This window comes from Flavobacterium sp. LHD-85, from assembly GCF_030929595.1.
Taxonomy (GTDB): Bacteria; Bacteroidota; Bacteroidia; order Flavobacteriales; family Flavobacteriaceae; genus Flavobacterium.
This window is the reverse complement of the sequence record NZ_JAVFVR010000003.1, coordinates 327,763-352,473: the sequence shown is the minus strand read 5'-3', so window position 1 is coordinate 352,473 and position 24,711 is coordinate 327,763. Positions and strand designations below refer to the sequence as shown.

Genomic DNA, 24,711 nt, shown 5'->3' with positions numbered 1-24,711 from the left:
CACAACTTTTATGAAAACTAAAAATTACATTCTCGTCCTATTAATTGCATTTTCATGCTCTATGTGTAATTCTTCTAAAAAAGACAAAGAAGAAACAAACGCTATAGAAAAACCTTTAGAAAAACCGAAACATGAACATACTGTTCTTACGGCTGAGGACAGTCTAAAATTAGTCAATCATTACATTGAAGTAAAAGGCGAAGTAGAATTTCCGTTGCAATTGACTGTCGATTCTTTGAAGAAAATGAAAGTTACCACAATTGATAATTTCAAAATTTTAGGTAAAAATGGAGAAGTAAAACGAGAAGTAAAAACCTGCAAAGGCGTTTTGCTGAGAGATATTTTAGAAAAAGCCAAAATAAAACAGGAAGACCATAAAGATCGAAACTTTTATATTGTTACAAGAGCTTCAGATAATTATAAAGCTACTTTTTCGTGGGCCGAACTTTTCAATAATCCAACAGGAGACAATGCTTTTATTCTTTTTGAAGAAAATGGAAAACCAATTAAAAATGGAGAAATGATTGCCATTTGCAAAAATGACATTAGAACTGGACCAAGACATGTTTATTGGCTAAAAAGCATTGAAGTTTATAAAGTTGAATAAAGATTCTAAGGTTCTGAGGCACTAAGTCGCTAAGCTTATTTAATCTCGCAAAGTCGCGGAGTCGCAAAGTTTTTGTTCAATCAAATTTAATATCTTCTTATCGAACATAGTCCGTAGTTTCAACCACGGGAAACGTATTTATATTTGCGCCCTACGATTGAATTGCAGGAATACAGATTGCGACAAATGTATGACAATGATTGTGTACCCGAGGTTGAAACCACGGGCTATATTTAAAATACAATACGTACAAAAATCAAAGTTTTATTTTTTTGCCAAAGATTAAAGGATTCACATCGATTAAAAAATCACTTTAATCCTTTTAATCTGTGGTTATACTTTTTACTTTGCAACTCCGCGACTTTGCGAGATTAAATAAGCTTTGTTTAGAAACTTTACATAAAACCTTGCGCACTTTGAGATTAAATAAACTTTTATTCAAGATTTAAATCGTACTTTTAAGTATAAAAGTTTGTTATTAACTTTAAATAAAGAAATTCTTTATTATTTTTACCACATAATTTAAGTATCTATGAGTTCTAACTTTGATAAATTTCAAAAGCGCAGGTTAATTTCCTCTTATTTTTCGGTAGTATTAAGTGTATTCTTGGTTTTATTCCTTTTAGGAGTACTGGGATTATTCATTATTAATTCTAAACAATTGGCTGACGATTTTAAAGAAAAAATCGCCATGACAGTTTTCTTCAAAAATGAAGCGAATGATAGCATTATCAAAGCATTTAATACAGAACTTAAAAGAGCGCCTTTTGCTAAATCTTTTGTTTATGTAACCAAAGAAAAAGCAGCAAAAGAACACACGGATATTATCGGAGAAGATTTCTTAACCTTTTTGGGAGAAAATCCGTTATTGAATTCATATGATATTCACTTAAAAGCAGATTATGTAGAAAGAGACAGCATCGTTAAGATTGAAAGCAACTTTCGCAAAAATGCTATGATTTCAGATATTGTTTACGACAAACAATTGGTAAATCTTGTAAATGACAACATCAGAAAAGTAAGTATGTGGATTTTGATTATCAGCGGTTTCTTAACTGTAATTGCTGTTTTATTAATCAATAGTTCATTGCGTTTATCTATACATTCAAATCGTTTTATTATTAAAACCATGCAAATGGTTGGCGCTACAAAAGCGTTTATCCGTAAACCATTTGTAATACGAAGTGTAAAACTTGGAATGCTTGGTGCAGGTTTGGCCATTATTGCTTTAATCGCGCTTTTATTATATGTAGATACTAATTTTCCTGGTTTAGGAATTCTTGAAGATAAAGCTTTAACTGGTTTGGTTCTGGTTGCGGTTTTCGGATTAGGAGTTTTAATTACTTGGGTAAGCACACATTTTGCAACACAACGTTTCTTGAATTTAAGAACTGACGATCTTTATTAATTTTTGATTTTAGATTGCAGACTTTAGATTTTAGATTATAACGCCTTCGTTTTTGCTCAGGCTACAAATAAACAAACTCAGCTTTGCTGGTTTAACAAAAGATAAAAATGAAAAACAACAATAACAATAATAAAGAAGAACAACAAGTTCAAAAACAGGAATTCCTTTTTGACAGCATCAATTATAAAATTTTATTGATTGGTATTGCTGTAATTGCACTTGGATTTATTTTAATGTCTGGCGGAGGAAGTACAGATCCGAATGTTTTTAACGAAGACATTTTTAACTTTAGACGTATTCGTTTAGCACCAACAACTGTCCTAATCGGTTTTGGAATCACGATTTATTCTATATTCAAAAAATCAAAATAATAAAGGTTTATAGATTTTTTGTCACCCTGAGCGAAGTCGAAGGGCAATCTAAAATCTGAAATCTGAAATCTAAAATTCTAAATGAATACACTACAAGCTATTGTTCTTGCCATTATTGAAGGAATTACAGAATTTTTACCTGTTTCTTCTACAGGACATATGATTATTGCCTCTTCTTTTTTTGGAATCGCTCATGACGATTTCACTAAACTTTTCACCATTGTAATTCAGCTTGGAGCGATACTTTCGGTTATAATTTTATACTTCAAACGTTTCTTTCAAACTTTTGATTTTTACTTTAAACTTCTTGTTGCTTTTATTCCTGCAGCTGTTTTAGGATTATTATTAAGTGATTTTATTGATGGCTTATTAGAAAATCCCGTAACTGTAGCAATTTCTCTTTTAATTGGAGGTGTAATTCTGCTAAAAGTAGACGAATGGTTCAACAAACCAAATGACCCAGAAGTTTCTACTGAAATCACTTATGCTAAAGCTTTAAAAATTGGTTTATTTCAATGTCTTGCCATGATTCCTGGAGTTTCTCGAAGCGGTGCTAGTATTGTTGGAGGTATGGCACAAAAACTGACTAGAACTTCTGCTGCAGAATTCTCATTTTTCTTAGCCGTTCCAACTATGTTCGGCGCAACTGCAAAAAAATGCTACGATTATTACAAAGCAGGTTTTGAATTATCTCACGACCAAGTAAACATGCTGGTTATTGGAAACATTGTTGCTTTTGCTGTAGCATTACTAGCGATTAAAACCTTCATCGGATTTTTGACTAAAAACGGATTTAAAGTTTTTGGTTATTACCGAATCATTGCTGGAATCATTTTATTATTGATTCACTTTTTCATTCATCCGCTTACTATTATATAATGACACCTGAAGAATATCTAGAAGGACAGGTTTTATTGATAGACAAACCTTTAAAATGGAGTTCATTTCAAGCTGTCAATAAATTAAAATACCTTTTAATTAATAAAGTCGGGCTTCCAAAAAAGTTCAAAATTGGCCACGCAGGAACTTTAGATCCTTTGGCAACTGGACTTTTATTAATCTGCACAGGAAAATTCACTAAAAGAATCTCCGAACTTCAAGGTCAGGCAAAAGAATATACTGGAACTTTTTACATTGGAGCCACTACTCCATCATACGATCTAGAAACCGAAATCGATCAGACTTTTCCAACTGAACATATTGATGAAGTTTTGATCCACGAAACCGTAAAACAGTTTTTAGGAGAAATTGACCAGAAACCGCCTATTTTTTCTGCAATTAAAAAAGACGGAGTCCGTTTATACGAACATGCGCGTGCAGGAGAATCTATTGAAATTGCAAGCAGAAAAACTACTATTCACGAATTTGAAATCACAAGAATTGCATTACCAGAAATCGATTTTAGAGTAGTTTGTTCTAAAGGAACTTATATTCGTTCTCTAGCTTATGATTTTGGAAAAGCAATGAATTCGGGTTCGCATTTAACCGTTTTACGTCGAACTAAAATTGGCGATTACGATGTAAAAAATGCAATTGATATTACTTTGTTTGAAGAAGAACTCCTGAAAAAATAAAACCTTGTATGAAGAGAATTTTACTGACTATTGCATTTATAACCTTTTTTAGTTCATTCATACATAGTCAGGCAGCTAAATTCACATACTTACAATTTGACTTTGCTGTTTCTATAACTGGAAACCCTAACACAAACGATTCATATTACGATCAAGAATCAACATCCACAAATGCTTTTCTTGTACCAAACGGATTAGGTTCGAAAATTGGGTACGGAGTTCACTACAAAAAATGGCTCACATTAGGTCTTCACAGTGGTATTGACTATAAATGGGATGACAAACTTGTTGCTGTTCCTGTCTTTTTAAATCTTGGCATAAGTCCAAAAGTAGGACCAGAAACGCGAATTATGCTACAAGCCGGTTACGGAAAAGGGTTTGCCATAGGACGCGGCGATTTAAATGGAGCGTACAAAAAATTAAAACTCGGAATTGGTTCAGACGATTTTATTCTTTTTGCAGAAATCTGTGATTATGATTTTCCACTCCACAATGAAAAAAGCATTGGTATGATTTCTTTTGGAATAACTCTTCAGGATTTCTTTTATTACTCATCATCAGAAGCAAACTAAATATTTGGTTCAAAAAAAGCACATTACATATTAGAAAGTAATGTGCCAAGCTCTTAAAACAAGTAATGTTGTTCCATACTCATCTCAAATTAATAGTGAGGCACATTCTTCCCTCCAAATAAAAATGTAGAAAAGAAATCATAAAATCTTTCGAATAACTTTTTCATAATAGTGTAATTTTTAATTGTTAAATATTAAATAAACACCAATAAAAAGAGTAAATCTGAAAGCTATAATAGATGTGGGATTATTTTTACTAAGTTACAAAAATCTATTGAAGTCAAAAAGACTTTAAGATAATTTTATTAACAAATAATCTGTTTATCAACACATTAATCCGATCAAAGGCGATTATACTTGATATTTTCCATAATTTCGACCAACTCTTCCTGAACCGAAATTCCTTTATCTGCCAGATACCATAACTGTAAATCTGTTTTTATTTTTTCATTGATAGCGCCAACTTCTCTTTTATGTTTTTCCATTAATTCGGTTGCTCCTTTTGGTCTTGGCCCCCAATCGGCGCGTACAATTCCAGCTTCTTTGCAGATAACGATTACTTTTGGAATTGCTCTTCCGCCATTGGTCAAATAATGATTCATCAAATCATCATTTTCATCGCGAAATGCAATTCTTAGCTCAATTTTTTTATTTGAGGCCAAAGCCATTTTATTTAAAATTGGGAGAATTTGTGCTGCATCACCACACCAGCCTTCAGAAAGGACCAGCCAAATATAATGATTGTCTAAGTTTTGAAGTTTAGTCGAAATGTTATCAGAAATGACAATCGTTTTTTCCAAACGGTTCATTCTTGCTTCATTCAATTTAGAATAATTGGTAAGACTTTCAGATTGTTCATTTCCTGTTGATTTTCCTTCAGACAATAAATCGGTTACTATTTTTCTGTATTCAACATAGGGATGACTATTGAATAATGCTTTGGCCACGATGCTTTTCATATTTGTTTCATTTTTAGAATACAATAAAAATACGAATTTTTGAAATGACGGAGAAATGACATTTGTCACATTTAGATTAAATAACTTATAAGGCCGTTTTAAATCTAAAATTCAACCAAAAATTAATTTTTTGCAAACATTATTTTTAAAAATCAGAATATGTCTATATTTGCACAAATTAACGCAACACACACATGAAATATAAAAGAATTCTTCTTAAACTTAGCGGCGAAGCCCTAATGGGTGATTTACAATACGGTATTGACCCAAAAAGATTAGGCGAATATGCAGATGAAATTAAGCAAATTCACGATAAAGGAGTCGAAATTGCTATTGTTATTGGAGGAGGAAATATTTTTAGAGGCGTTGCCGGGGCAAGCTCAGGAATGGACAGAGTGCAAGGAGATTATATGGGAATGCTTGCAACTGTTATTAACGGAATGGCTTTGCAAGGCGCTCTTGAAGATAAAGGAATGAAAACGCGTTTGCAGACGGCTTTGAAAATGGAATCTATTGCAGAACCATACATTAAAAGAAGAGCTGACCGTCATCTTGAAAAAGGCAGAATTGTAATTTTTGGCGCAGGAACTGGAAATCCATATTTTACAACTGATACTGCTGCAGTTTTAAGAGGTATCGAAATCAATGCTGATGTTATCCTAAAAGGAACTCGCGTTGATGGTGTTTACGATTCAGATCCAGAGAAAAATGCTTCGGCTGTAAAATTTGATTTCATCTCATTTGATGACGTAATCAAAAAAGGATTGAATGTAATGGATACAACTGCATTTACATTAAGCCAGGAAAACAAGTTGCCAATTGTTGTTTTTGATATGAATAAAATCGGAAACCTTTTGAAAATCTGCGAAGGCGAAAACATCGGAACTGTAGTAAATATTTAGATTGCTTAGATGGTTAGATTGTTAGAATTTCTAAAATCTTCACAACCTTAAGGCAATCAAAAAACAAAATAATATTAGTTAGTAAATTAGAAGAAACCATTTTTATAGTCTAAAAATCTATCTTCTAAGAATCTAAAAATCTAAACAAAATGACTGAAGAAATAGACTTTATTTTAGAAAGTACTGAGGAATCAATGAATGGTACTATTGCACACTTAGAGAAAGAATTTCTTAATATTCGTGCAGGGAAAGCTTCTCCAGCTATGCTTGGAGGTGTTTTTGTAGATTATTACGGATCTGCAACGCCGCTTTCTCAAGTATCTAAAATTAGTGTTCCAGATGCTAGAACAATTACATTACAGCCATTTGAAAAAAACATGCTGCAAGCAATTGAAAAAGCAATCTTAATCGCTAACATTGGTTTTAACCCAATGAATAATGGAGATATGGTAATCATTAGCGTACCGCCATTAACTGAAGAGCGTCGTCGTGATTTAGCTAAACAAGCAAAATCTGAAGCTGAAGATGCTAAAATTGGTATTCGTAACTCTCGTAAAGATGCTAATACTGATATCAAAAAATTAGAAAAAGAAGGAACTTCAGAAGATATCTGTAAATCTGCAGAAGAAGAAGTTCAAAACTTAACAAACGCTTACATCAAAAAAATTGATGAGTTATTGGCTGCAAAAGAAGCCGAAATCATGAAGGTGTAACCTGAGAATGAGATAAAATAAAAAAATCCGTTTGGTTTATTGTACCAGACGGATTTTTTTATTGCTATTTTTGCATACGAAAAGTAAATACTTTTCGTTTTTGAAACTATATCATTCTGTATGAAGCTATTTTGTTTTTTGACTTTGTTTTTTACGCTTACTCTTCAAGCGCAAATTCAAATAAACGGAATCGTAACTGATTCAAATAACAAACCTCTTCCGTTTGCTACTATTACCACCTCAGAAAACAATAACACAATTACAGACGTTGACGGAAAATTTATTTTTAAAATTAACAGCTCCGCTACATCACTTACAGTTTCATACATAGGTTTCCAAACCAAAACTATTGCCTTACTTAACAACAAAACATATTATTCAGTAGCACTTTTACAGCAGACTGATGATTTAAAAGAAGTTGTTGTTTCTAATGAAAATCCGGCTTTAACCATAATCAAAAAAGTTATTGCCAATAAATCGACAAATGATCCGCAAAAAAAACTCAATAATTTTGAATATAAAACCTACAACAAACTTATTGTAACGGCAAATCCCGATTCGATTGATGGCCGTATAGATACTTCGGCGTCGTATAAAGATTTAAACAAAAAAATCATTAACATCGATTCTTCCGATTACAAGTTTAAAGAGATCGTAAGTAAGCAGCACTTATTTCAGACCGAGAAAGTTTCTCAATATCAGTTCGGAAACAACAAACTGAAAGAAACTGTTTTAGGAACAAAAATCGCGGGTTTCAAACAGCCTATTTATGAAGTTTTGGCCTTCAATCTTCAATCTATTTCGATTTATGATTCTAATTATGAATTATTCGAAACCAAATATGAAAATCCGATTTCGAAAAATGCTCCTTCAAGCTATAATTACAAATTATTAGATACAGTAAGCATTCGAGGTCGTGACACTTATATGATTTATTTTAAAAATAAGTCACACCGAAAAACCTCTGGCCTAGAAGGTGTTTTATACATTGACAAAGAAAATTATGCTGTTGCAAAAGCAGTAATGAGAATTAAAGGCGTTCTAGACATCAGCGGCATTCATGAATTTGAGTATATCCCTAAAGAAAAAATATGGTTTCAGAGCAATACGACTTTTAAAATTGTAAAAGGAAAGAATGACGACGATATTCGAATTTTAGGCGGTACTATTCAATTTGATGGAGATGTTGAAGACAATTTTGAAACCCGAAAAAAAGTAGCTTCCGATTTTACTTATCTCCTTTCTGAAAGTAATAGTTTTGATATTCGTGTCAATACTGGAACCCCAATAAAAAACCCTTCTCTTTATATCGAAATTAACGATGACGCAGCCAAAAAGCCTGAAAGTTTCTGGGAAGCCTACCGAAAAGAAAATCTTGATTTAAAAAGCCAAAAAACGTATTTACTCTTAGATAGTCTTTCTATCCGAAATCGAATTGAAAAACGCTTAGGAATTGGCCGAAAAATCATTAATGGCTTCTACCCGATTGGTCCAATCGATTTGGATTTAAAAAAAATCATAAGCTACAATAATTACGAAGGTTTTCGTCTTGGTGTAGGCGGAATAACCAATGACCGTTTGTCTAAGTTTTTCCGTATTGAAGGTTATGGCGCTTATGGAACAAAAGATGGAGTTTTTAAATACAGCATTGGAGGAGGCGTTTTATTAGACAAACACACCAATACTTGGTTTAATGGCTATTATACAGATGATGTGCGAGAAATTGCAAGTACCATTTTTTCTGTAGACAAACGTGTTTTTAAAATTTACGATCCGCGACCAATTAACATTAGTACATTTTATGAGTATATAGGATGGCGTGCCAATGTTCAGACCAAATTTATTCCGAAAACTGAGGCTGTTTTGGAGCTTTCGAGAAATTATATCGAACCAAAATTTGATTATCTGTATAATCTAAACGGAAAATTGTATTCTAACTATATTATGACCACAGCAATGCTTTCTATTGTCTGGGCACCTTTCAGCAATTACATGCAGACTCCAACAGGAAGAACTGAAAGTGATAAAAAGTTTCCGAGATTTACTTTTCAATACACTCAGTCTCTGCCAAATGTTTTTGAAAATGATTTTACTTTTAGTAAAATAGATTTTAAGGCAGAATACGAAAAACAGTACTTAAACCGTCAGAAAACAAGTTTGCTTTTGCAGGCAGGTTATGCAATGGGCGATGTTCCTATTACACATTTGTACAACACTGCTCCGAATAACTTAACAAAAGAAACGATCTTTCAGCGTATTACTTTTGCCGGAAGAAATTCTTTTGAAACAATGTTTTTTAACGAATTTTTCTCAAGCCAATATTTGATGTTTCAAATTAAACACGGTTTTGACCGAATTAGAATCATGAAGAAAGTTCGTCCATCATTGGTCTTAGTTACCAGAATGGCTTGGGGAAGCATGGAAAACCCAGAACAGCACGTTGGCCCAGCTTATAAAACTTTGGATAAAGGTTATTATGAATCGGGATTAGAATTGAACAGAATTTTTAAAGGTTTTGGTTTAGGCGGATTCTATCGTTACGGACCAAATCAGTTATTGAGGTTTGAAGACAATATTGCAGTTAAGATTTCTTATGTTCTTGATTTAGGACTATAAAAGTTAAATTCCAATATTTTTAAATTCCAAATTCCAAGTTGGGAAATTCCAAATTCCAAGTTGAACGCAAAATTAACACGACCTATATCTGTAGAGACGCACCGCAGTGCGTCTACTCAACGAATATCCTCATGGGCTAGATGCACTGCAGTGCGTCTCTACGAATATTGGAACGAAATAAAAAATCCCAAACTCCAACAATCAATTGGAATTTGGAATTTAAAACTTTGAAATTTTCACCAACTATGGTTTAAGAATCAAAACCGATGGCGAATTATTCAGCCAGATACTTTGAGATTCTATTAATTTTTTCCAACTATCTAAACTGATAATCATTAAATCCTGGCTTTCTAAAAATTCTTTCTTTAGCGTTCTGTCATTCATAATCATAATATGATTTGGTGCAATTTGCTCAATAGAACGAATTGTTTCCTGAATTTCTCTCGTATTTTTCACTTCTCCTCCAGCATCTAAAACTGTGATTTGAGAACCGTTGTTATTGATTAGTTTTTTAGCATAATCAATTAAAAAGGCATCTTCTCTAGTAAAAACAGGTATAAAAACTTGGTTGACTTCTTCAAGATTTTTTTCGATAAAAATTCCAACCGGCATTTTAGCTTTAGCAATAATATGTCGCGTTCTTTCATCAAATGGATTGTTTTCAAACAAACCTTCTTTTCCTGTAAACTTATCAATCAAACGATCTGGATTTACAATTCTAGTCGTAAAGCCAAGAATTTTTCCAAGCAATGTTCCGTCAAAAATAGATTGTCCTAAACCAACCAGCAGTAAATCATACTCTCCTTGATTTGCCGTATCAATAATATCCGAATCAATATCATTAGTAACTTTAAACAAACTCACCACATTCTGATTCAGACGTTGCGATTCTTCAATTACTGGAATCAGCATTTTACGTTCATGCTCTTTTATATCAAAAGAATGCACTTCGGTGCTTAAAGACAAATGCATTGCTGTTACAATAGAATTATCTCCTTGCTTTTTAACAAAACTATTTGCGATTTGAAGCAATTTTTTCCCTTTTTCGGGAGTGGCAAATGAAAGCAGAATCTTATACTTGCTCTTGGTTCCAATTTCTTCTGGTACAGCGGTCTCTTTATCTTTAAAAATAAATCCGATAAAATCTAAGGCTGGCCCTGTCATAAAAGTAGTTACCAACGCCATAATCACCATCATAGTAAAAATCTCTGTAGACAATACTCCAAGATCGTAACCAATATTTAAAACCACCAATTCCATTAAACCTCTAGTGTTCATCAAGGCGCCAATAGCCAAACTATCTTTCCAGTTTTGCCCCATAAATTTGGCTGCTAGGGCACTTCCAAAAAATTTACCAACTACGGCAACTAAAATAATTAGACCAGTAACTTTCCATAATTCAGGATCATTCAACAATCCGATTTGGGTACGCAAACCTGTGAACACAAAAAATAAGGGCAAAAGAACAATGATCGAAACGTCCTCAACTTTTTCGATAAAAATATTTCTAAATTTATTGTTTTCAGGCATAATTGCTCCAGCAAGAAAAGCTCCGAACAAAGCGTGAATTCCGATTAACTCAGATGCATAAGCAGAAATTAAAAGCGTAATAAAGAAAATGGCAACTACTGGTTTGTTTAAACTTTCGCGCGTAGCATTTAAATCTCCTACCCTTTTTAAGAACGGGCGAACGATTTTCAGCATGATAATCACATACAAAATCGCCATTCCGATTACATATAATGAACTAGAAAGCGAACCTGCTTTTACAATAGCAATAACAACTGCCAAAATACACCAAGCCGTAATATCGTCTGCAGCCGCACAAGTAATGGCAATAGTACCTAGTTTTGTTTTCTGCATGCCGCGTTCCTGAACAATTCTAGCCAAAACCGGAAATGCAGTAATACTCATTGCAATTCCCATAAAGAGACCGAAAGAAGAAAATTCTACTCCCATAGGAGCATATATTTCATAGATATAATAAGCCAATGATAATCCTAAAGCAAACGGAATAACAATACTGGCATGACTAATTACAACTGCATCGTGCGCTTTGTTCTTTAGGACTTTTAAATCCAGCTCCATTCCGATAACAAACATGAAAAGAATTAAACCGATTTGGCTTAAAAACTGTAGATTACCCAAAGATTCTTTTGGAAATAAAGTTGCCGAAAACTCTGGAAAATACATTCCGACCAAAGAAGGCCCTAAAACAATTCCCGCAATCATTTCTCCAATTACTGAGGGCTGCCCTATTTTTCTAAAAAACCATCCAAACAAACGGGCAACTAAAATGATGGTAACGATCTGCGCCAGTAAAATGGCCAAAGGATGCTGCAGGTTTTCGACCATCGAATGAAGAAAATCTTTCCAGTGATTACTTTCAACACTTTTCTTTACAATATTACGACCCACTTCTAATGCGGCACCTTTTGAAATTACCCAATAAATAAGCGCTGTAAAACCGCCAATAACTGTCACATAGAATAGAGAGTTCTTTATGTTATTCATAAACTCGTTCTTTAGATTTAATTAACGCAAATATCCGCACTGTGAATTTAGTGAAAAAGTAATTCACTTGTTAATTTCAATAGTATGTAACAAGTCTGAAAAAAATTGTAATAAGTTTAGAGTTTAACTTTTTTCAAAAAGTCAGCTCGATAGGTTTCGCTTAAGATAAGCGTAGTGTTTTTATTGTTTTCTTCTAAATGATGAAGGACAATTTCATTATGGTTAAAAAACTTGATTGCTTTTACCGCTACAATTTCCTTCTTATTGATTCGGCAGAAATCGGCATCAGGCAATTCGTTTAAAAGTGTATCGAATTTTACGTTTTTTAAATTCAAAAAACTTCCATCGGTAAGCAGAACCGCTTTGTCACGGCTATCGCTCGCAGCGGTTTTTATATATTGAATTTTGTTAAAATACAGCAGTGTTTTTCCTTTATCAGTATTCAGCTGAATGAATTTTTTATCTGAATTTGATTTTTCAAAACGTTCCAAAGCCTTTGTAATTGCTTTTTGCAAACGCTCTAATTTTACAGGTTTTGTAATATAATCTACAGCATCAATATTAAACGCTTCGGCAGCATATTCTTTATACGCGGTACAAAAAATCACCAATTTGTCCTGCAGTTTTTCTGCCAGATGCAATCCGTCGATTCCGGGCATCTCAATATCCGAAATCAGTAGATCAAAATCAAGGTTCGAAAAATCAGACAGCAATTTCTCCGGATCATTACAAGTTTTTACGATTTCCAGTTCCGGAATTTGTTCGCAAAGCATTTTTAAGTAAGTCAATCCCGGAAGTTCATCGTCCAGAAGCAAGCATTTCAGTTTTGTATTCAAGTAAATCAATTTTTAGATGGGCAATATAAACATCGTTTTCTATAAACCTATCGAGTTTGAAATTATTCTTATAAATAATGCGAAGTCGGTGCTCAAGTGTTGTATGACCAAGACCACTTCGTTCTTTTTTCAGTACTTTTTTATCCGAGATTTTGTTTGAAACCGTCATAAAAAAAGCATTGTTTTTAAATTCAAAAACTACCGAAATAAAAGCATCTGCACTTTGAAGATCGGCATGCTTGAAAGCATTTTCTATTAAATCAATCGAAATTAAAGGTGCCAGCAAAGGCTGATCGTACAACTTATCTTCTTCGTTGATATTTGTTTTTACCTTCAACTCAAAAAGTGGACTGATTTTAATTTTGTTGATTTCGATTAGATTCATTGCAAAATCAATCTCTTCTTTGGGCGTTACAAACTTCTTTTTGCTTTCGTACAAAATATAATCCAGAACATTTGCCAATTTATCCAAAGCAAAATAAGTCTGATAAGCATGCGACTGAATCGAATTTAGAATATTCTTAAACAAATGCGGATTCAGCTTTGACTCCAAATTCTCCAATTGCAAATCATTGACTTTAGATTCTAAGGCATAAAAACTTTTCTCGGCATAGTCTTTCGCTTTCTTTGTTTGCTTCAATTGATAAATCATAAAACAAATGATGACAATTAAAAGCAAAAGAATAGCTAGAAAAATGAAAGTTGTCGTATTATTTTGTTGCATTGTTGCTTATCTAGTTTTAATCAAAAATTACAATACAGTTATTTTTTATCGTAAAATTAATTGCAAATATGGCAAAAGCTAACGACTAATTGGCAAAAAGCAAGTAAATTATCCTATTTTAAACATCATCTATATTTGTGTTAACATAAAGTAAAATAGATTCGAATATTTATGATTTCGAGCACTTTTCACTACATTTGCATCCATTTTTAAAGATTTTATGAAAAACACTGTCCAAGTTGGATTTTGGGAAAAGTTAGCCCGAATCATACTTAAAAACAGAATTACGATTCTGGTTATACTTTCTGCTTTAACTCTTTTCTTTGGTTATCAGTGGAAGAATCTTTCTATGACTTATACTGAAGCCAACTTGCTTCCTAAAGATCATATTGCAAATAAAGATTATCAAAAATTCTTAGATAAATTTGGCGAAGAAGGAAACTTAATTGTTATTGGTTTCAAAGATCCTAAATTCTTTACGCCTAAAAATTATGCGGCTTGGACCGAATTAATGAACGGTTTGAAAAAAGCCAAAGAAGTTGATTTGGTAATTTCTTTGAATGATTTAAAGAAGCTTGAAAAAGATACGGTAAATCAAAAATTTGTTTTAGCACCATTTATTGACGAAAGCAAAGCACTTGACGCCAATTATTTAAAAAGTGTTCAGTACGATTTGTTTCACAATCTTCCTTTTTACGAAGGTTTGCTGTTTAACAAAGAAAGCGGTAGCGTTCGTTCTGCAATTTACATGAACAAAGCGCTGGTAAACACGGCTGAAAGAAAGACTTTCATCTTAAATGATTTAGTTCCTAAAATCGATAAATTCGAAAAAACAACTGGAATCGATCTTAAAGTTTCGGGAATGCCATACATCCGTACAATCAATGCGGATAATATGAAAGGCGAAATCGGACTTTTCATTGGAGCGTCTTTATTGACGGTTTCTTTGATTTTCTTTTTCTTCTTCCGTTCGTTCAGAGCTACTTTTATTTCGATCTGCATTTTAATTGTCGGAGTAACTTGGTCATTTGGAACGCTTGGATTATTTGGTTATAAAATCACGATTTTAACAGCAATTATTCCACCGCTGATTATCGTAATCGGAATTACAAACTGTATTTTCCTGATTAATAAATACCAGCAGGAAATTAAGCTGCACAACAATCAGGCAAAAGCTTTACAGCGTGTGATTTCAAAAATTGGATCTTCGACTTTGATGACCAATTTGACCGCTGCAATTGGTTTTGCAACTTTGATGATTACAGGAAACGAACTTCTTTTTGAGTTCGGATTAGTAACTTCTATCAACGTGCTTTCTGTTTATACTTTGACACTTTTTATCGTGCCAATTATTTACAGTTTTATGCCATTGCCAAAAGAAAAGCACTTATATCATTTGGACAAAACGTATATTTCGACCTTGTTGAATACGGTTGCAGCTGTAGTTAAAGGCAAAAAAACAATCGTTTATATTATTTATGCGGTACTTTTTGTAGTGAGTTTGAATGGAGTAAGACAAATGAAAGTATCGGGAAGTTTGATTGGCGAAATGCCAAAAAGCGCTTCTTTCTTTAAAGATATTTTATTTTACGAAAAAGAATTCAACGGTGTAATGCCTCTTGAAATTATGATTGACACCAAAAAGAAGAAAGGTGTTATGAAGTCTTCAACCATTCGTAAAATGGACGAATTGCAGAATACCATTTCTGAAATTCCAGAATTGGCAAAACCGGTTTCGGTTGTAAACTTGGTTAAATATGCAAAACAGGCTTTCTATAACGGAAATCCTGAATATTACCAATTGCCGACTTCACAGGAGCAAACTTTCATTTTGGGTTATGCTAAAAATGCAACCAAAAACAGTAAAGAAAACTTAATGAAAGCGTATGTGGATTCGACTGGACAATATGCCCGAATCACGACTTTTATGAAAGACATTGGAACAGATGAAATGGCGAAAGTAGAAGGAAAACTTCGCAAAAAAATTGACGAGATTTTCCCTAAAGACCGTTACGAAGTTACGATTACAGGAAAAGCATTAGTTTTCCAAAAAGGAACAACTTATTTGGCGCATAACTTAATAGAATCGTTACTCTTTGCAATTGCAACTATTGCGATTTTGATGCTGTATTTATTCCGTTCATTCAAAATGGTAGCAGCTTCTTTGATTACGAATATTTTACCGCTTTGCATTACTTCGGGATTAATGGGTTATTTTGGAATTCCGCTAAAACCTTCAACGATTCTGGTATTCAGTATCGCTTTCGGAATCTCGGTGGATAATGCAATTCAGTTTATGGCGAAATACAAACATGACCTGATGCAAAACAAAGGAAAAGTGAAGAAATCAGTTTTCAGCGCTTTAAGAGAAACTGGAGTAAGTACTTTCTATACTTCTGTAGTTTTGATTTTAGGTTTTGCAACTTTTACTTTATCAAGCTTCAGCGGAACTATTGCTTTAGGAGGATTAATTTCTTGCACTTTGGTTTTTGCAATGTTTGCTAACTTGGTGGTATTGCCTTCGTTGGTTTTGACTTTTGAGAAGAAGAAAACAAGGAAAGAGGAATTGGAGAGTTTAGAAAAATAATTTTCTTTCTATATAAAAAATATCCGCCACGAATTCACGAATAAAAAACAAAAAATTCGTGAATTCGTGGCTTATAAATTCACACGAATACAAAAGTCAATCAAGTATGAAAAGGATTATATTGGTCATTCTTATATTGAGTATAAACTCAACATTCTCTCAAAATTATGTTGCGAATTTAAACTTAGCATCAACTCAAAATTATTTTGAGGGTAAAAATTTATACTGCAAATCTGAGAATCCCGAAGCAATGAAAATTTTCAATGGCGGGATTGAAATTCTTTATCTAAATAAATCTTTAGACAAAAAATATCTTAAGATTACATCAAATATCTTTTTCGATGCATATAAAAAAGACACAACATTTTGCGATGCTTTGTTTTTTGCAGGATACACACTAAGATTACTAAACGACAAAAATGCGTTGGCACTTTATATTGCTGCTGATAGCTCTTACCATAAATCGTTTGAATTTAAAACCAACTTAGCAGCAGAATGCTTAAGATATGGCAATGAAAAAACCATCAAAATTGCTAGAAAAAAATACACTGAAATAATCAAACTATTTCCAGAAAGTCCTGAGGGGTATTATGGGTTTGCACTTACTTCACCTATTTTAGGAGATTACGAAAAAGGATTAGAAAATATAAATATTGCGGTTGAAAAATACAAAATCATAAATCCAAAATTAAAGGATGATGTGATTTATTTACAAGGAATTTTATTTTCAATGAATAATAGGCATAATGAGGCTTTGGAAAACTTAGACAAAGTTTATTCTTCTTATAAAAAAGATTTCAATTTTAAAGTTTATTATTCTCTGTCACTTTTAAAGGTTTCTGAAGAAAAGAAAGATGACAAAATGAAAAAGAAAGCATTAAGTATTTACGAAAAAATAGAAGAGAAAGATCAAATTCCAAAGGAAATAAAAGATCAATTAATTTTTTCTTAATTGCGGAATTACTATTGCGATTCCTCTCCCGAAGCGTCACGATCGGAATGACAAAAACAAGGCAAATTGGTTCTCATGAAACCAAATGTCCTAGCCCCGATCGTAGCGGCATCCTTTCTATTTTTTCTTTAAAAATAGAAAGATATAGCGAAGAGCGGGAAACAGCTTCAAAAATTAATTATTATCGATTATATTTGCAGTTGTTCAAAACGAATATTATTTAATATCAATTATATATAAAAATGAAACACACAAAAGTTAGAGACTTATTAAACAGTACGACGACGTTACAGGAAGTGAATGCAAAAGGTTGGGTGAGAACTTTTAGAAATAATCAGTTCATCGCTTTAAATGACGGTTCTACAATTAATAATATTCAATGTGTTGTTGATTTTGAAAATACACCAGAAGAGACTTTAAAAAGAATCACTACTGGAGCTGCGGTTTCTGTAATTGGAACTTTGGTTGAAAGTAAAGGTGCGGGTCAGAAATATGAAATTCAAGTAAACAAACTTGAAATCCTTGGAGATTCTGACGCTGAAAAATTCCCAATGCAGCCTAAAAAACACTCTTTAGAATTTTTACGTGAAAACGCTCACTTGCGTGTACGTACAAATGCTTTTGGTGCAATTATGCGTGTGCGTTCGGTATTGTCTTATGCTGTTCACAAATACTTTCAGGACAAAGGTTTCGTTTATGTAAACACGCCAATTATCACTGGAGCTGATGCTGAAGGTGCGGGAGAAATGTTCCAAGTTACTTCTTTGCCATTGGATAATCTTCCTAAAAATGAAGAAGGAAACATTGATTTCAAAAAAGATTTCTTTGGAAAACATACTAACTTAACAGTTTCTGGGCAATTAGAAGGTGAAACTTTCGCTATGGCTTTGGGTCAGATTTATACTTTTGGACCAACGTTTAGAGCGGAGAATTCAAACACTTCTCGTCACTTAGCAGAATTCTGGATGATCGAACCGGAAGTTGCTTTCAACGACCTTGATGACAACATGGATTTGGCTGAAGATTTTATTCAGTATGTAATTAAATATGCTTTAGACAACTGTAAAGATGATTTGAAATTCTTAGAAGGAAGACTTTTAGAAGAAGAAAAATCTAAACCACAGGCTGAAAGAAGCGAAATGGCATTGTTAGAGAAACTAAACTTTGTTTTAGAAAACAACTTCAAACGTGTTTCTTATACTGAAGCAATTGACATTTTAAGAGATTCAACTCCAAATAAAAAGAAGAAATTCCAATATTTAATCAACGAATGGGGAGCTGATTTACAGTCAGAACACGAGCGTTTCTTGGTTGAAAAACACTTTAAATGCCCTGTAATTTTATTTGATTACCCAGCAAACATCAAAGCATTTTACATGCGTTTGAACGACAACACTGAGCCAGGAAGAGAAACGGTTCGTGCAATGGATATCCTTTTCCCTGGAATTGGAGAAATCGTTGGTGGTTCTGAAAGAGAAGAGCGTTACGATGTTCTTGTCGAAAAAATGGAAAAACTTGGAATTGACAAAGAAGAATTATACTGGTACTTAGACACGAGAAGATTTGGATCGGCAACTCACGCAGGTTTCGGTTTAGGATTTGAGCGTTTGGTATTGTTTGTAACAGGTATGACAAACATTAGAGACGTAATTCCTTTCCCAAGAACTCCAGGAAGTGCGGAATTTTAATAGAAAGTTATGAATTATAAATTATGAGTTAAGAGTTAAATCTTAACTCATAATCATTTAAGAGAAATATTTAACTGTTATAGGTTGCAAGTTTGTGGGTGTAAACTCATAACTAATAACTCATAACTCTTAACTCAAAATATGCTAAAGCAATTTTTAAATTTAAAATTATCCCAAAAATTATCTCCACAGCAAATCCAGCTGATGAAGTTAATTCAATTGCCTACGCAAGCTTTTGAACAGCGTTTATTAGAAGAAATGAACGAAAATCCAGCTCTTGAAGCTGGAAAAGAAGACGATTACGAAGCTGATGAATATGCTAATGAAGACTACGACGATTATGATGATGCAGAATCTGACAGAATCGAAGCAGACGACATTAATATTGACGAATATCTAAGCGACGACGATACGCCTGATTACAAAACTCAGGTAAACAATTACAGTGACGACGAAGAGCGCGAAACTCCTTTTGCAGCTCCAATCAGTTTTCATCAGGATTTAATCAATCAGCTCAATACTTTTATTTTGAATGATGAGGAACGCGAAATCGCTGAATTCCTTGTTGGAAGTATTGATGATATGGGTTATATCCGCAGAAGCGTTCCGGATATTGTAGACGACATGGCTTTTACTCAGGGAATTTACACTGATGAAGCAATGGTTGAAAAAATGTTGACGGTAATTCATGAATTGGAACCTTCTGGAGTTGGCGCACGTGATTTACAGGAATGTTTATTACTTCAGTTAAAACATAAAACACCAACTGAATATGTTGATTTAGCAATTGATATAATCGAAAATCAGTTTGATGCTTTTACGAAGAAACATTACGATAAACTTTTACAGAAATATAGTGTTTCTAACGAACAGCTTAAAAAAGCAATTCACGAAATTGAAAGATTAAACCCAAAACCGGGTGGCTCTTTTGCTGGAAACAATAAAGTTACAGAAAATATTGTTCCCGATTTTGCCATCAGAATTGTAGATGGCGAATTAGAATTGACTTTAAACGGAAGAAATGCTCCTTCTCTGCACGTTTCTAAAGATTATCAGGAAATGATGCAGACGTACAAGGAATCGCGTGATAAATCGACTGCACAGAAAGATGCAGTTCAGTTTATCAAGCAAAAACTAGATTCGGCAAAATGGTTTATTGATGCCATCAGACAGCGTCAGGAAACTCTTTTTGTAACGATGAATGCGATTATGCATTATCAGGAAGAATATTTCTTAGACGGCGACGAAACCAAACTGAAACCAATGATCTTAAAAGATATTGCTGATATGGTTGGTTTGGATATTTCGACAATTTCGCGTGTGGCGAACAGCAAATATGTAGAAACTCCATACGGAACTAAATTGATTAAAGAGTTTTTCTCTGAGGCTATGAAAAATGATCAAGGAGAAGATGTTTCGACTTTAGAAATCAAAAAAATTCTTCAAAATACAATTGAAGAAGAAGATAAAAGGAAACCACTTCCTGACGATCAATTGGCTGAAATTTTAAAAGAAAAAGGATATCCAATCGCGAGAAGAACTATTGCAAAATATCGCGAACAACTGGATATTCCAGTGGCGAGAATGAGAAAGAAGATTTAATATTTTCGTTTTTACCATATAAGGAATATAAGTTCATTTAAATAGCAAACCCGACAGGTTTTTAAAACCTGTCGGGTTTTATTTTTATCAATTAGTTAGAATAAATAATATTCCGTAGGAATATCTCGTCGGTAGAAAAAAAATATTGACGGTATTTAGGTTGTGTCCTGTAGGGACACCTGTTCTAACGATTGAATATTTTGAATCGCAATCAGACGTTCCTACGGAACGTGTATCTGTTGAATCAAATTAAAAACATCTACCAACCAGACATTCCTACGGAATGAATAAATATATTTTTAAAACAACAAACCCGACAGGTTTTTTGAAACCTGTCGGGTTTAACAACATCTACGAAGACGTTAAATTATTTATACTCGTCTGGTAATATTTTTACTTCAAACAAAAAAACTTTCTTTTTATCGCTGTAGCTATAAACCAGCGTATAATCATTTTCTCTAAAAACCTGAAGTCCTGGGTTTGCTTTTGCCGTACTTAAAAGGCTTTTCTTTATTTCTTCCTGAATCACATTGATTTCTGCGGTTTCTTTAGCAACATTCATCAAAGTTAAATTGTACTGAACTGTTCTTTCTTTAGGCAAGTTTACGCTATCTAAACGAATACCTTCCTGAATATTTAACGGACAGCTTTTATTATATTTTTCAACCAATTCTGTTATTTCAGCACTAACCTCATCGGCTTGTTCTGAAAGAAAAAATTGAAAATACGCAGCAACAGCTAAAGCAACTCCAACAATAACTAATAATAAAATATTCTGTTTTCTTTTCTTTTGTCTTTCTTGCATTGCTTTTAAAATTGAAATAAAAATAAAATCTATTTTTCCTCGTTTTTCTTCATTGCATTAAAATACGCTGCACGGCTAAGCGGTTCGTATTCTTCTGTCTCACCGAGCATGACCAATTTATCGTTATCGGTTTTTCTAAAACTGTAATTAGCTAAATTTCCCGTTCTGGTACAAACGGCATGAACTTTCGTTACATATTCGGCCGTTGCCATCAAACCTGGCATTGGCCCAAACGGATTTCCTTTGAAATCCATATCTAATCCTGCAACAATTACGCGGATTCCCTGATTTGCCAAATCGTTGCAAACCGTGATAATTTCGTCATCAAAAAACTGAGCTTCATCAATACCGATTACATCACATCCTTGAGCTAAAATCAATATGTTAGCTGCTGCAGGAACAGGTGTAGAACGAATTTCGTTGGCGTCGTGAGACACCACCATTTCGTCATGATAACGGGTATCAATAGCAGGTTTAAAGATTTCGACTCTTTGTTTGGCAAATTGGGCACGTTTTAGTCTTCGGATCAGCTCTTCGGTTTTACCCGAAAACATTGATCCACAAATAACTTCAATCCAACCAAATTGTTCTTTGTGATTTACTGTATTTTCGAGAAACATTTTGTATTTTTCTACCTTTAAAAATGAATAGTTTTTATTACTTTGTACTGGCAATAAATTGATGTAAAAATGTACTGTTTTACATTTTTTCAAAAGTAGAAAATTTTTACCAAACCTTAGATTCGCGAAAGCGTATTAACAGAAATAAAAAATTATCTTTTGAATTTCCTTGAGAATAGAGACATTCAGACATCAAATACACTAAAATACCTTATTCACTATAATTTTCAACAGTTATGAAAAAAAAATTGGAAGCTGATTTAATTAGCATTGCACATCGAATTTTAAAACTTAAAAATAAATCCGATATCAATCAATTGTATCTTGAAACTCAGAAATTATATGAGAAATTAGCGGTATTAAAATTTGTAGAAGAGAATTTCGATGCTGTAAAACCAACAATTGGCCAAAATGATATTGTAGCTGAATTGGAAACAATTTTTGAAAAAGAAGAAGATGCAACTCCCGCTATAATTGAACTTGAAGCACCAGCTGAAGAAAAAGTTATTGCACTTGAAGAATCATACGAACCTGAAATTTCGGAGGAAAAACCAGCAGAAATTGTTGAAGCTACTGAACTAATCACTGAAGCGGAAGAACCAGTAATCGAAGAAACTGTTGAGCCAATCGCTGCTGAAATAGAAGCACCAATTATTGAAGAAACTATAGAACCAATTTCTGAAAAAGTAATTGAACCAGAAATTGAAATAGAGGAAACTAAAAATCCCATTGAAGAACTTTCGTTTACAACTGTAAATGAATTAAAGCCCATTCCGGATTTCAAACCTGCCTTCGAATTAGAAACTGAGGCAATAGAAGAAGAAATTAAAGAAGAGCCAAAAGCTGCGACTTCTGCTCAGCCAACAATTTTGTTTGAAGATTTTGGAATAAATTATGCCGATGCGCAATTTGTAAAAGTAGATAGTTTTGAGGCTGCTCCACCAGTAAAAACCCCTTCTATTAGCGATTTTAAAGAAGAAAAAAAGGAAGAGAAAAAAGCAGAAACTGCGATTCTTGAAACTCCGGCACAACCAAAATCGGTAAGCTTAAACGAAAAACTGGCAAGAGGTTTTCATATTGATTTGAATGACAGAATTGCTTTCACTAAAAATCTTTTCGGGAACAGCACTGAAGATTACAGTCGTGTTTTAAACCAATTAATGACTTTTGATTCTTATAGCGAAGCAAAAAATTTTATCGAAGACATGGTAAAACCAGACTACAATAACTGGGAAGGAAAAGACGATTACGCAGAGCGTTTTATGGGAATCATTGAAAAGAAATTTTCGTAAAACAAAACACAAATTTCACAGATTAACACGAATTTTTTCTTTATAAAATTTTTATTAGCATCCAAAATCTGTGATAATTAGTGCAATCCGTGTTAAATATTTAAAATAAATTATGTCAAAATTATATATCGTTCCAACGCCAATTGGCAATCTTGAAGATATGACTTTTAGAGCCATTCGGGTTTTGAAAGAAGTCGATTTGATTTTGGCGGAAGATACTCGCACAAGCGGAAAATTATTGAAGCATTTTGAAATTGGCACGCACATGCACAGCCATCATATGCACAACGAACATAAAACAACCGAAAACTTAATTGCACGTTTGAAAGCTGGCGAAACGATCGCTTTAATTTCAGATGCTGGAACTCCCGCAATTTCAGATCCCGGATTTTTATTGACTCGCGCTTGCGTCGAAAATAAAATCGAAGTCGAATGTCTTCCCGGCGCAACTGCTTTTGTCCCAGCATTGGTAAACAGCGGACTTCCAAATGACAAGTTTGTTTTTGAAGGTTTTCTACCTGATAAAAAAGGGCGTCAAACTCGATTTTTGGCTTTAGCCGAAGAAACCAGAACAATGATTTTATACGTTTCTCCACATAAACTCGTTAAGACTTTAGCAGAATTTGTGCAGTATTTTGGAGAAGAAAGACAAGTTTGCGTTTCGAGAGAATTATCAAAATTGCATGAAGAAAATGTACGCGGAACCGCAAAAGAAGTTCTGACACATTTCGAAAAAACAGCACCACGAGGCGAAATCGTAGTTGTCGTTGCTGGAAAAACAATAGAAAAAGAAGCCAAGAAAAGTAAATACTCTAAGGACGAAGAATAATTTTCGCCACGAATCACACCAATTAGCACGAATTAAATTAGTGAAAATTTGTGTAATTCGTGGCAAAAAAACTAATAACAACAAATATGAGCATACAAGCCTTTTTAGAAAAAGTAAAACAAAATCCAACACAAATCACATTTCCGGAAACTATTGCCGTAATCGAAGAAAATTACAATTTTACTCCAACTGCTTTTCAGAACGGAACACAACATAATGCTGCAGGCGAAAATTCAGGTTCTTGTAAATTGTTTTCTTTCGCGAAATTGCAGAATCTAAGCAAAGAAGAAACTTTAGCTTGTTTTGGAGCATTTTATTTTGAAGAAGTTTTAGGAGATCCAAACGGGACGAACCACCAAAATATTAGAAATTTCATCAATTTAGGTTGGGACGGAATTCAGTTTGAAGGAAATGCTTTAGAAGCGAAGTAAAACAAAATATTCTGCCACGAATTCACAAATTAAATTCGTGTTAATTTGTGTAATTCGTGGCAAAAAAAAATTACCCATCAGATTAAACGATTTCAAAAATCTGAAGTCT

General features: G+C 33.4%; 22 protein-coding genes. 16 read left to right on the top strand and 6 right to left on the bottom strand.

All coding sequences use genetic code 11. The features are described 5' to 3' along the window. Positions 1–10 precede the first annotated feature (10 nt). The 6 genes from RB618_RS07465 to RB618_RS07440 all read left to right on the top strand — a co-directional run bounded on the left by RB618_RS07465 (position 11) and on the right by RB618_RS07440 (position 4,532). Positions 11–607 carry a molybdopterin-dependent oxidoreductase gene (locus RB618_RS07465; protein ID WP_308068180.1) on the top strand — a complete coding sequence of 199 codons (597 nt, stop codon included), beginning with the start codon at positions 11–13 and terminating at the stop codon, positions 605–607. Positions 608–1,139: 532 nt separating this feature from the next. Then, positions 1,140–2,015: a permease-like cell division protein FtsX gene (locus RB618_RS07460; protein ID WP_308068179.1), complete on the top strand. Its 876-nt coding sequence runs from the start codon at positions 1,140–1,142 to the stop codon at positions 2,013–2,015. Between the two features lie 107 nt (positions 2,016–2,122). Then, positions 2,123–2,386 carry a DUF3098 domain-containing protein gene (locus tag RB618_RS07455; RefSeq protein ID WP_308068178.1) on the top strand — a complete coding sequence of 88 codons (264 nt, stop codon included), beginning with the start codon at positions 2,123–2,125 and terminating at the stop codon, positions 2,384–2,386. A gap of 81 nt (positions 2,387–2,467) precedes the next feature. Next, positions 2,468–3,265, top strand: coding sequence for an undecaprenyl-diphosphate phosphatase (locus RB618_RS07450; RefSeq protein ID WP_308068177.1), 798 nt, complete (start codon positions 2,468–2,470; stop codon positions 3,263–3,265). Continuing rightward, on the top strand, positions 3,265–3,960 hold the full coding sequence (gene truB / locus RB618_RS07445; protein WP_308068176.1) for a tRNA pseudouridine(55) synthase TruB: 696 nt from the start codon (positions 3,265–3,267) through the stop codon (positions 3,958–3,960). Before RB618_RS07450 ends, truB begins: the two co-directional genes overlap by 1 nt. Before the next feature lie 8 nt (positions 3,961–3,968). Next, the gene (locus tag RB618_RS07440; RefSeq protein WP_308068175.1) at positions 3,969–4,532 is read left to right on the top strand and encodes a hypothetical protein; all 564 of its coding nucleotides are present in this window, start codon (positions 3,969–3,971) and stop codon (positions 4,530–4,532) included. 341 nt (positions 4,533–4,873) lie between these two features. On the opposite strand, the gene RB618_RS07435 is transcribed toward RB618_RS07440, so the two are convergent. Further along, positions 4,874–5,491 (bottom strand): thioredoxin family protein, encoded by a 618-nt coding sequence (locus tag RB618_RS07435; protein ID WP_308068174.1) that lies wholly within the window; start codon positions 5,489–5,491, stop codon positions 4,874–4,876. Positions 5,492–5,685: 194 nt separating this feature from the next. On the opposite strand from RB618_RS07435, the gene pyrH reads away from it, so the two are divergent. The 3 genes from pyrH to RB618_RS07420 all read left to right on the top strand — a co-directional run bounded on the left by pyrH (position 5,686) and on the right by RB618_RS07420 (position 9,722). Further along, entirely contained in the window at positions 5,686–6,393 is a 708-nt protein-coding gene (gene pyrH / locus RB618_RS07430; protein WP_008465141.1) for a UMP kinase, read from the top strand. A 149-nt stretch (positions 6,394–6,542) separates the two neighbouring features. After that, the gene (frr, locus tag RB618_RS07425) at positions 6,543–7,106 is read left to right on the top strand and encodes a ribosome recycling factor (RefSeq protein WP_111425131.1); all 564 of its coding nucleotides are present in this window, start codon (positions 6,543–6,545) and stop codon (positions 7,104–7,106) included. Positions 7,107–7,226: 120 nt separating this feature from the next. Continuing rightward, a complete protein-coding gene (locus tag RB618_RS07420) occupies positions 7,227–9,722 on the top strand; it encodes a DUF5686 family protein (RefSeq protein ID WP_308068173.1) in 2,496 nt (831 codons plus the stop codon). 243 nt (positions 9,723–9,965) lie between these two features. Here RB618_RS07420 and RB618_RS07415 read toward each other — a convergent pair whose 3' ends face one another. From RB618_RS07415 to RB618_RS07405, 3 genes are all read right to left on the bottom strand, one after another. Further along, positions 9,966–12,236: a cation:proton antiporter gene (locus RB618_RS07415; RefSeq protein ID WP_308068172.1), complete on the bottom strand. Its 2,271-nt coding sequence runs from the start codon at positions 12,234–12,236 to the stop codon at positions 9,966–9,968. A 116-nt stretch (positions 12,237–12,352) separates the two neighbouring features. Further along, complete coding sequence (locus tag RB618_RS07410) at positions 12,353–13,072, bottom strand: response regulator transcription factor (RefSeq protein WP_308068171.1); 720 nt, start codon at positions 13,070–13,072, stop codon at positions 12,353–12,355. After that, entirely contained in the window at positions 13,035–13,796 is a 762-nt protein-coding gene (locus RB618_RS07405) for a histidine kinase (RefSeq protein ID WP_308068170.1), read from the bottom strand. Before RB618_RS07405 ends, RB618_RS07410 begins: the two co-directional genes overlap by 38 nt. 220 nt (positions 13,797–14,016) lie before the next feature. Between RB618_RS07405 and RB618_RS07400 the strand changes: the two genes are divergently transcribed. From RB618_RS07400 to rpoN, 4 genes are all read left to right on the top strand, one after another. Further along, complete coding sequence (locus tag RB618_RS07400; RefSeq protein ID WP_308068169.1) at positions 14,017–16,383, top strand: MMPL family transporter; 2,367 nt, start codon at positions 14,017–14,019, stop codon at positions 16,381–16,383. A 106-nt stretch (positions 16,384–16,489) separates the two neighbouring features. Further along, positions 16,490–17,335 carry a hypothetical protein gene (locus RB618_RS07395; protein WP_308068168.1) on the top strand — a complete coding sequence of 282 codons (846 nt, stop codon included), beginning with the start codon at positions 16,490–16,492 and terminating at the stop codon, positions 17,333–17,335. Positions 17,336–17,577: 242 nt separating this feature from the next. Continuing rightward, on the top strand, positions 17,578–19,023 hold the full coding sequence (gene asnS, locus RB618_RS07390) for an asparagine--tRNA ligase (RefSeq protein WP_308068167.1): 1,446 nt from the start codon (positions 17,578–17,580) through the stop codon (positions 19,021–19,023). Positions 19,024–19,164: 141 nt separating this feature from the next. After that, a complete protein-coding gene (gene rpoN / locus RB618_RS07385) occupies positions 19,165–20,625 on the top strand; it encodes an RNA polymerase factor sigma-54 (protein ID WP_308068166.1) in 1,461 nt (486 codons plus the stop codon). Between the two features lie 367 nt (positions 20,626–20,992). Here rpoN and RB618_RS07380 read toward each other — a convergent pair whose 3' ends face one another. Next, a complete protein-coding gene (locus tag RB618_RS07380) occupies positions 20,993–21,430 on the bottom strand; it encodes a hypothetical protein (protein ID WP_308068165.1) in 438 nt (145 codons plus the stop codon). Between the two features lie 29 nt (positions 21,431–21,459). Further along, entirely contained in the window at positions 21,460–22,050 is a 591-nt protein-coding gene (locus tag RB618_RS07375; protein ID WP_177212547.1) for a thymidine kinase, read from the bottom strand. 236 nt (positions 22,051–22,286) lie between these two features. Here RB618_RS07375 and RB618_RS07370 point away from each other — a divergent pair, with 236 nt between their 5' ends. From RB618_RS07370 to RB618_RS07360, 3 genes are all read left to right on the top strand, one after another. After that, the gene (locus tag RB618_RS07370; protein ID WP_308068164.1) at positions 22,287–23,342 is read left to right on the top strand and encodes a hypothetical protein; all 1,056 of its coding nucleotides are present in this window, start codon (positions 22,287–22,289) and stop codon (positions 23,340–23,342) included. A 112-nt stretch (positions 23,343–23,454) separates the two neighbouring features. Continuing rightward, positions 23,455–24,171: a 16S rRNA (cytidine(1402)-2'-O)-methyltransferase gene (rsmI, locus tag RB618_RS07365; RefSeq protein WP_308068163.1), complete on the top strand. Its 717-nt coding sequence runs from the start codon at positions 23,455–23,457 to the stop codon at positions 24,169–24,171. An 86-nt stretch (positions 24,172–24,257) separates the two neighbouring features. Then, positions 24,258–24,602, top strand: a complete 345-nt coding sequence (locus RB618_RS07360) for a HopJ type III effector protein (RefSeq protein ID WP_269233639.1) — start codon at positions 24,258–24,260, stop codon at positions 24,600–24,602. Positions 24,603–24,711 lie beyond the last annotated feature (109 nt).

What these genes read in the sequence shown, in the direction of transcription:
- RB618_RS07415 (WP_308068172.1), bottom strand. Translation starts at nt 12,236, where the DNA reads ATGAATAACATAAAGAACTCTCTATTCTATGTGACAGTTATTGGCGGT.
- RB618_RS07460 (WP_308068179.1), top strand. Translation starts at nt 1,140, where the DNA reads ATGAGTTCTAACTTTGATAAATTTCAAAAGCGCAGGTTAATTTCCTCT.
- RB618_RS07375 (WP_177212547.1), bottom strand. Translation starts at nt 22,050, where the DNA reads ATGTTTCTCGAAAATACAGTAAATCACAAAGAACAATTTGGTTGGATT.
- rpoN (WP_308068166.1), top strand. Translation starts at nt 19,165, where the DNA reads ATGCTAAAGCAATTTTTAAATTTAAAATTATCCCAAAAATTATCTCCA.
- RB618_RS07400 (WP_308068169.1), top strand. Translation starts at nt 14,017, where the DNA reads ATGAAAAACACTGTCCAAGTTGGATTTTGGGAAAAGTTAGCCCGAATC.
- RB618_RS07465 (WP_308068180.1), top strand. Translation starts at nt 11, where the DNA reads ATGAAAACTAAAAATTACATTCTCGTCCTATTAATTGCATTTTCATGC.
- RB618_RS07420 (WP_308068173.1), top strand. Translation starts at nt 7,227, where the DNA reads ATGAAGCTATTTTGTTTTTTGACTTTGTTTTTTACGCTTACTCTTCAA.
- RB618_RS07380 (WP_308068165.1), bottom strand. Translation starts at nt 21,430, where the DNA reads ATGCAAGAAAGACAAAAGAAAAGAAAACAGAATATTTTATTATTAGTT.
- rsmI (WP_308068163.1), top strand. Translation starts at nt 23,455, where the DNA reads ATGTCAAAATTATATATCGTTCCAACGCCAATTGGCAATCTTGAAGAT.
- RB618_RS07450 (WP_308068177.1), top strand. Translation starts at nt 2,468, where the DNA reads ATGAATACACTACAAGCTATTGTTCTTGCCATTATTGAAGGAATTACA.
- truB (WP_308068176.1), top strand. Translation starts at nt 3,265, where the DNA reads ATGACACCTGAAGAATATCTAGAAGGACAGGTTTTATTGATAGACAAA.
- asnS (WP_308068167.1), top strand. Translation starts at nt 17,578, where the DNA reads ATGAAACACACAAAAGTTAGAGACTTATTAAACAGTACGACGACGTTA.
- RB618_RS07435 (WP_308068174.1), bottom strand. Translation starts at nt 5,491, where the DNA reads ATGAAAAGCATCGTGGCCAAAGCATTATTCAATAGTCATCCCTATGTT.
- RB618_RS07395 (WP_308068168.1), top strand. Translation starts at nt 16,490, where the DNA reads ATGAAAAGGATTATATTGGTCATTCTTATATTGAGTATAAACTCAACA.
- pyrH (WP_008465141.1), top strand. Translation starts at nt 5,686, where the DNA reads ATGAAATATAAAAGAATTCTTCTTAAACTTAGCGGCGAAGCCCTAATG.
- RB618_RS07360 (WP_269233639.1), top strand. Translation starts at nt 24,258, where the DNA reads ATGAGCATACAAGCCTTTTTAGAAAAAGTAAAACAAAATCCAACACAA.
- RB618_RS07370 (WP_308068164.1), top strand. Translation starts at nt 22,287, where the DNA reads ATGAAAAAAAAATTGGAAGCTGATTTAATTAGCATTGCACATCGAATT.
- RB618_RS07455 (WP_308068178.1), top strand. Translation starts at nt 2,123, where the DNA reads ATGAAAAACAACAATAACAATAATAAAGAAGAACAACAAGTTCAAAAA.
- RB618_RS07440 (WP_308068175.1), top strand. Translation starts at nt 3,969, where the DNA reads ATGAAGAGAATTTTACTGACTATTGCATTTATAACCTTTTTTAGTTCA.
- RB618_RS07405 (WP_308068170.1), bottom strand. Translation starts at nt 13,796, where the DNA reads ATGCAACAAAATAATACGACAACTTTCATTTTTCTAGCTATTCTTTTG.
- frr (WP_111425131.1), top strand. Translation starts at nt 6,543, where the DNA reads ATGACTGAAGAAATAGACTTTATTTTAGAAAGTACTGAGGAATCAATG.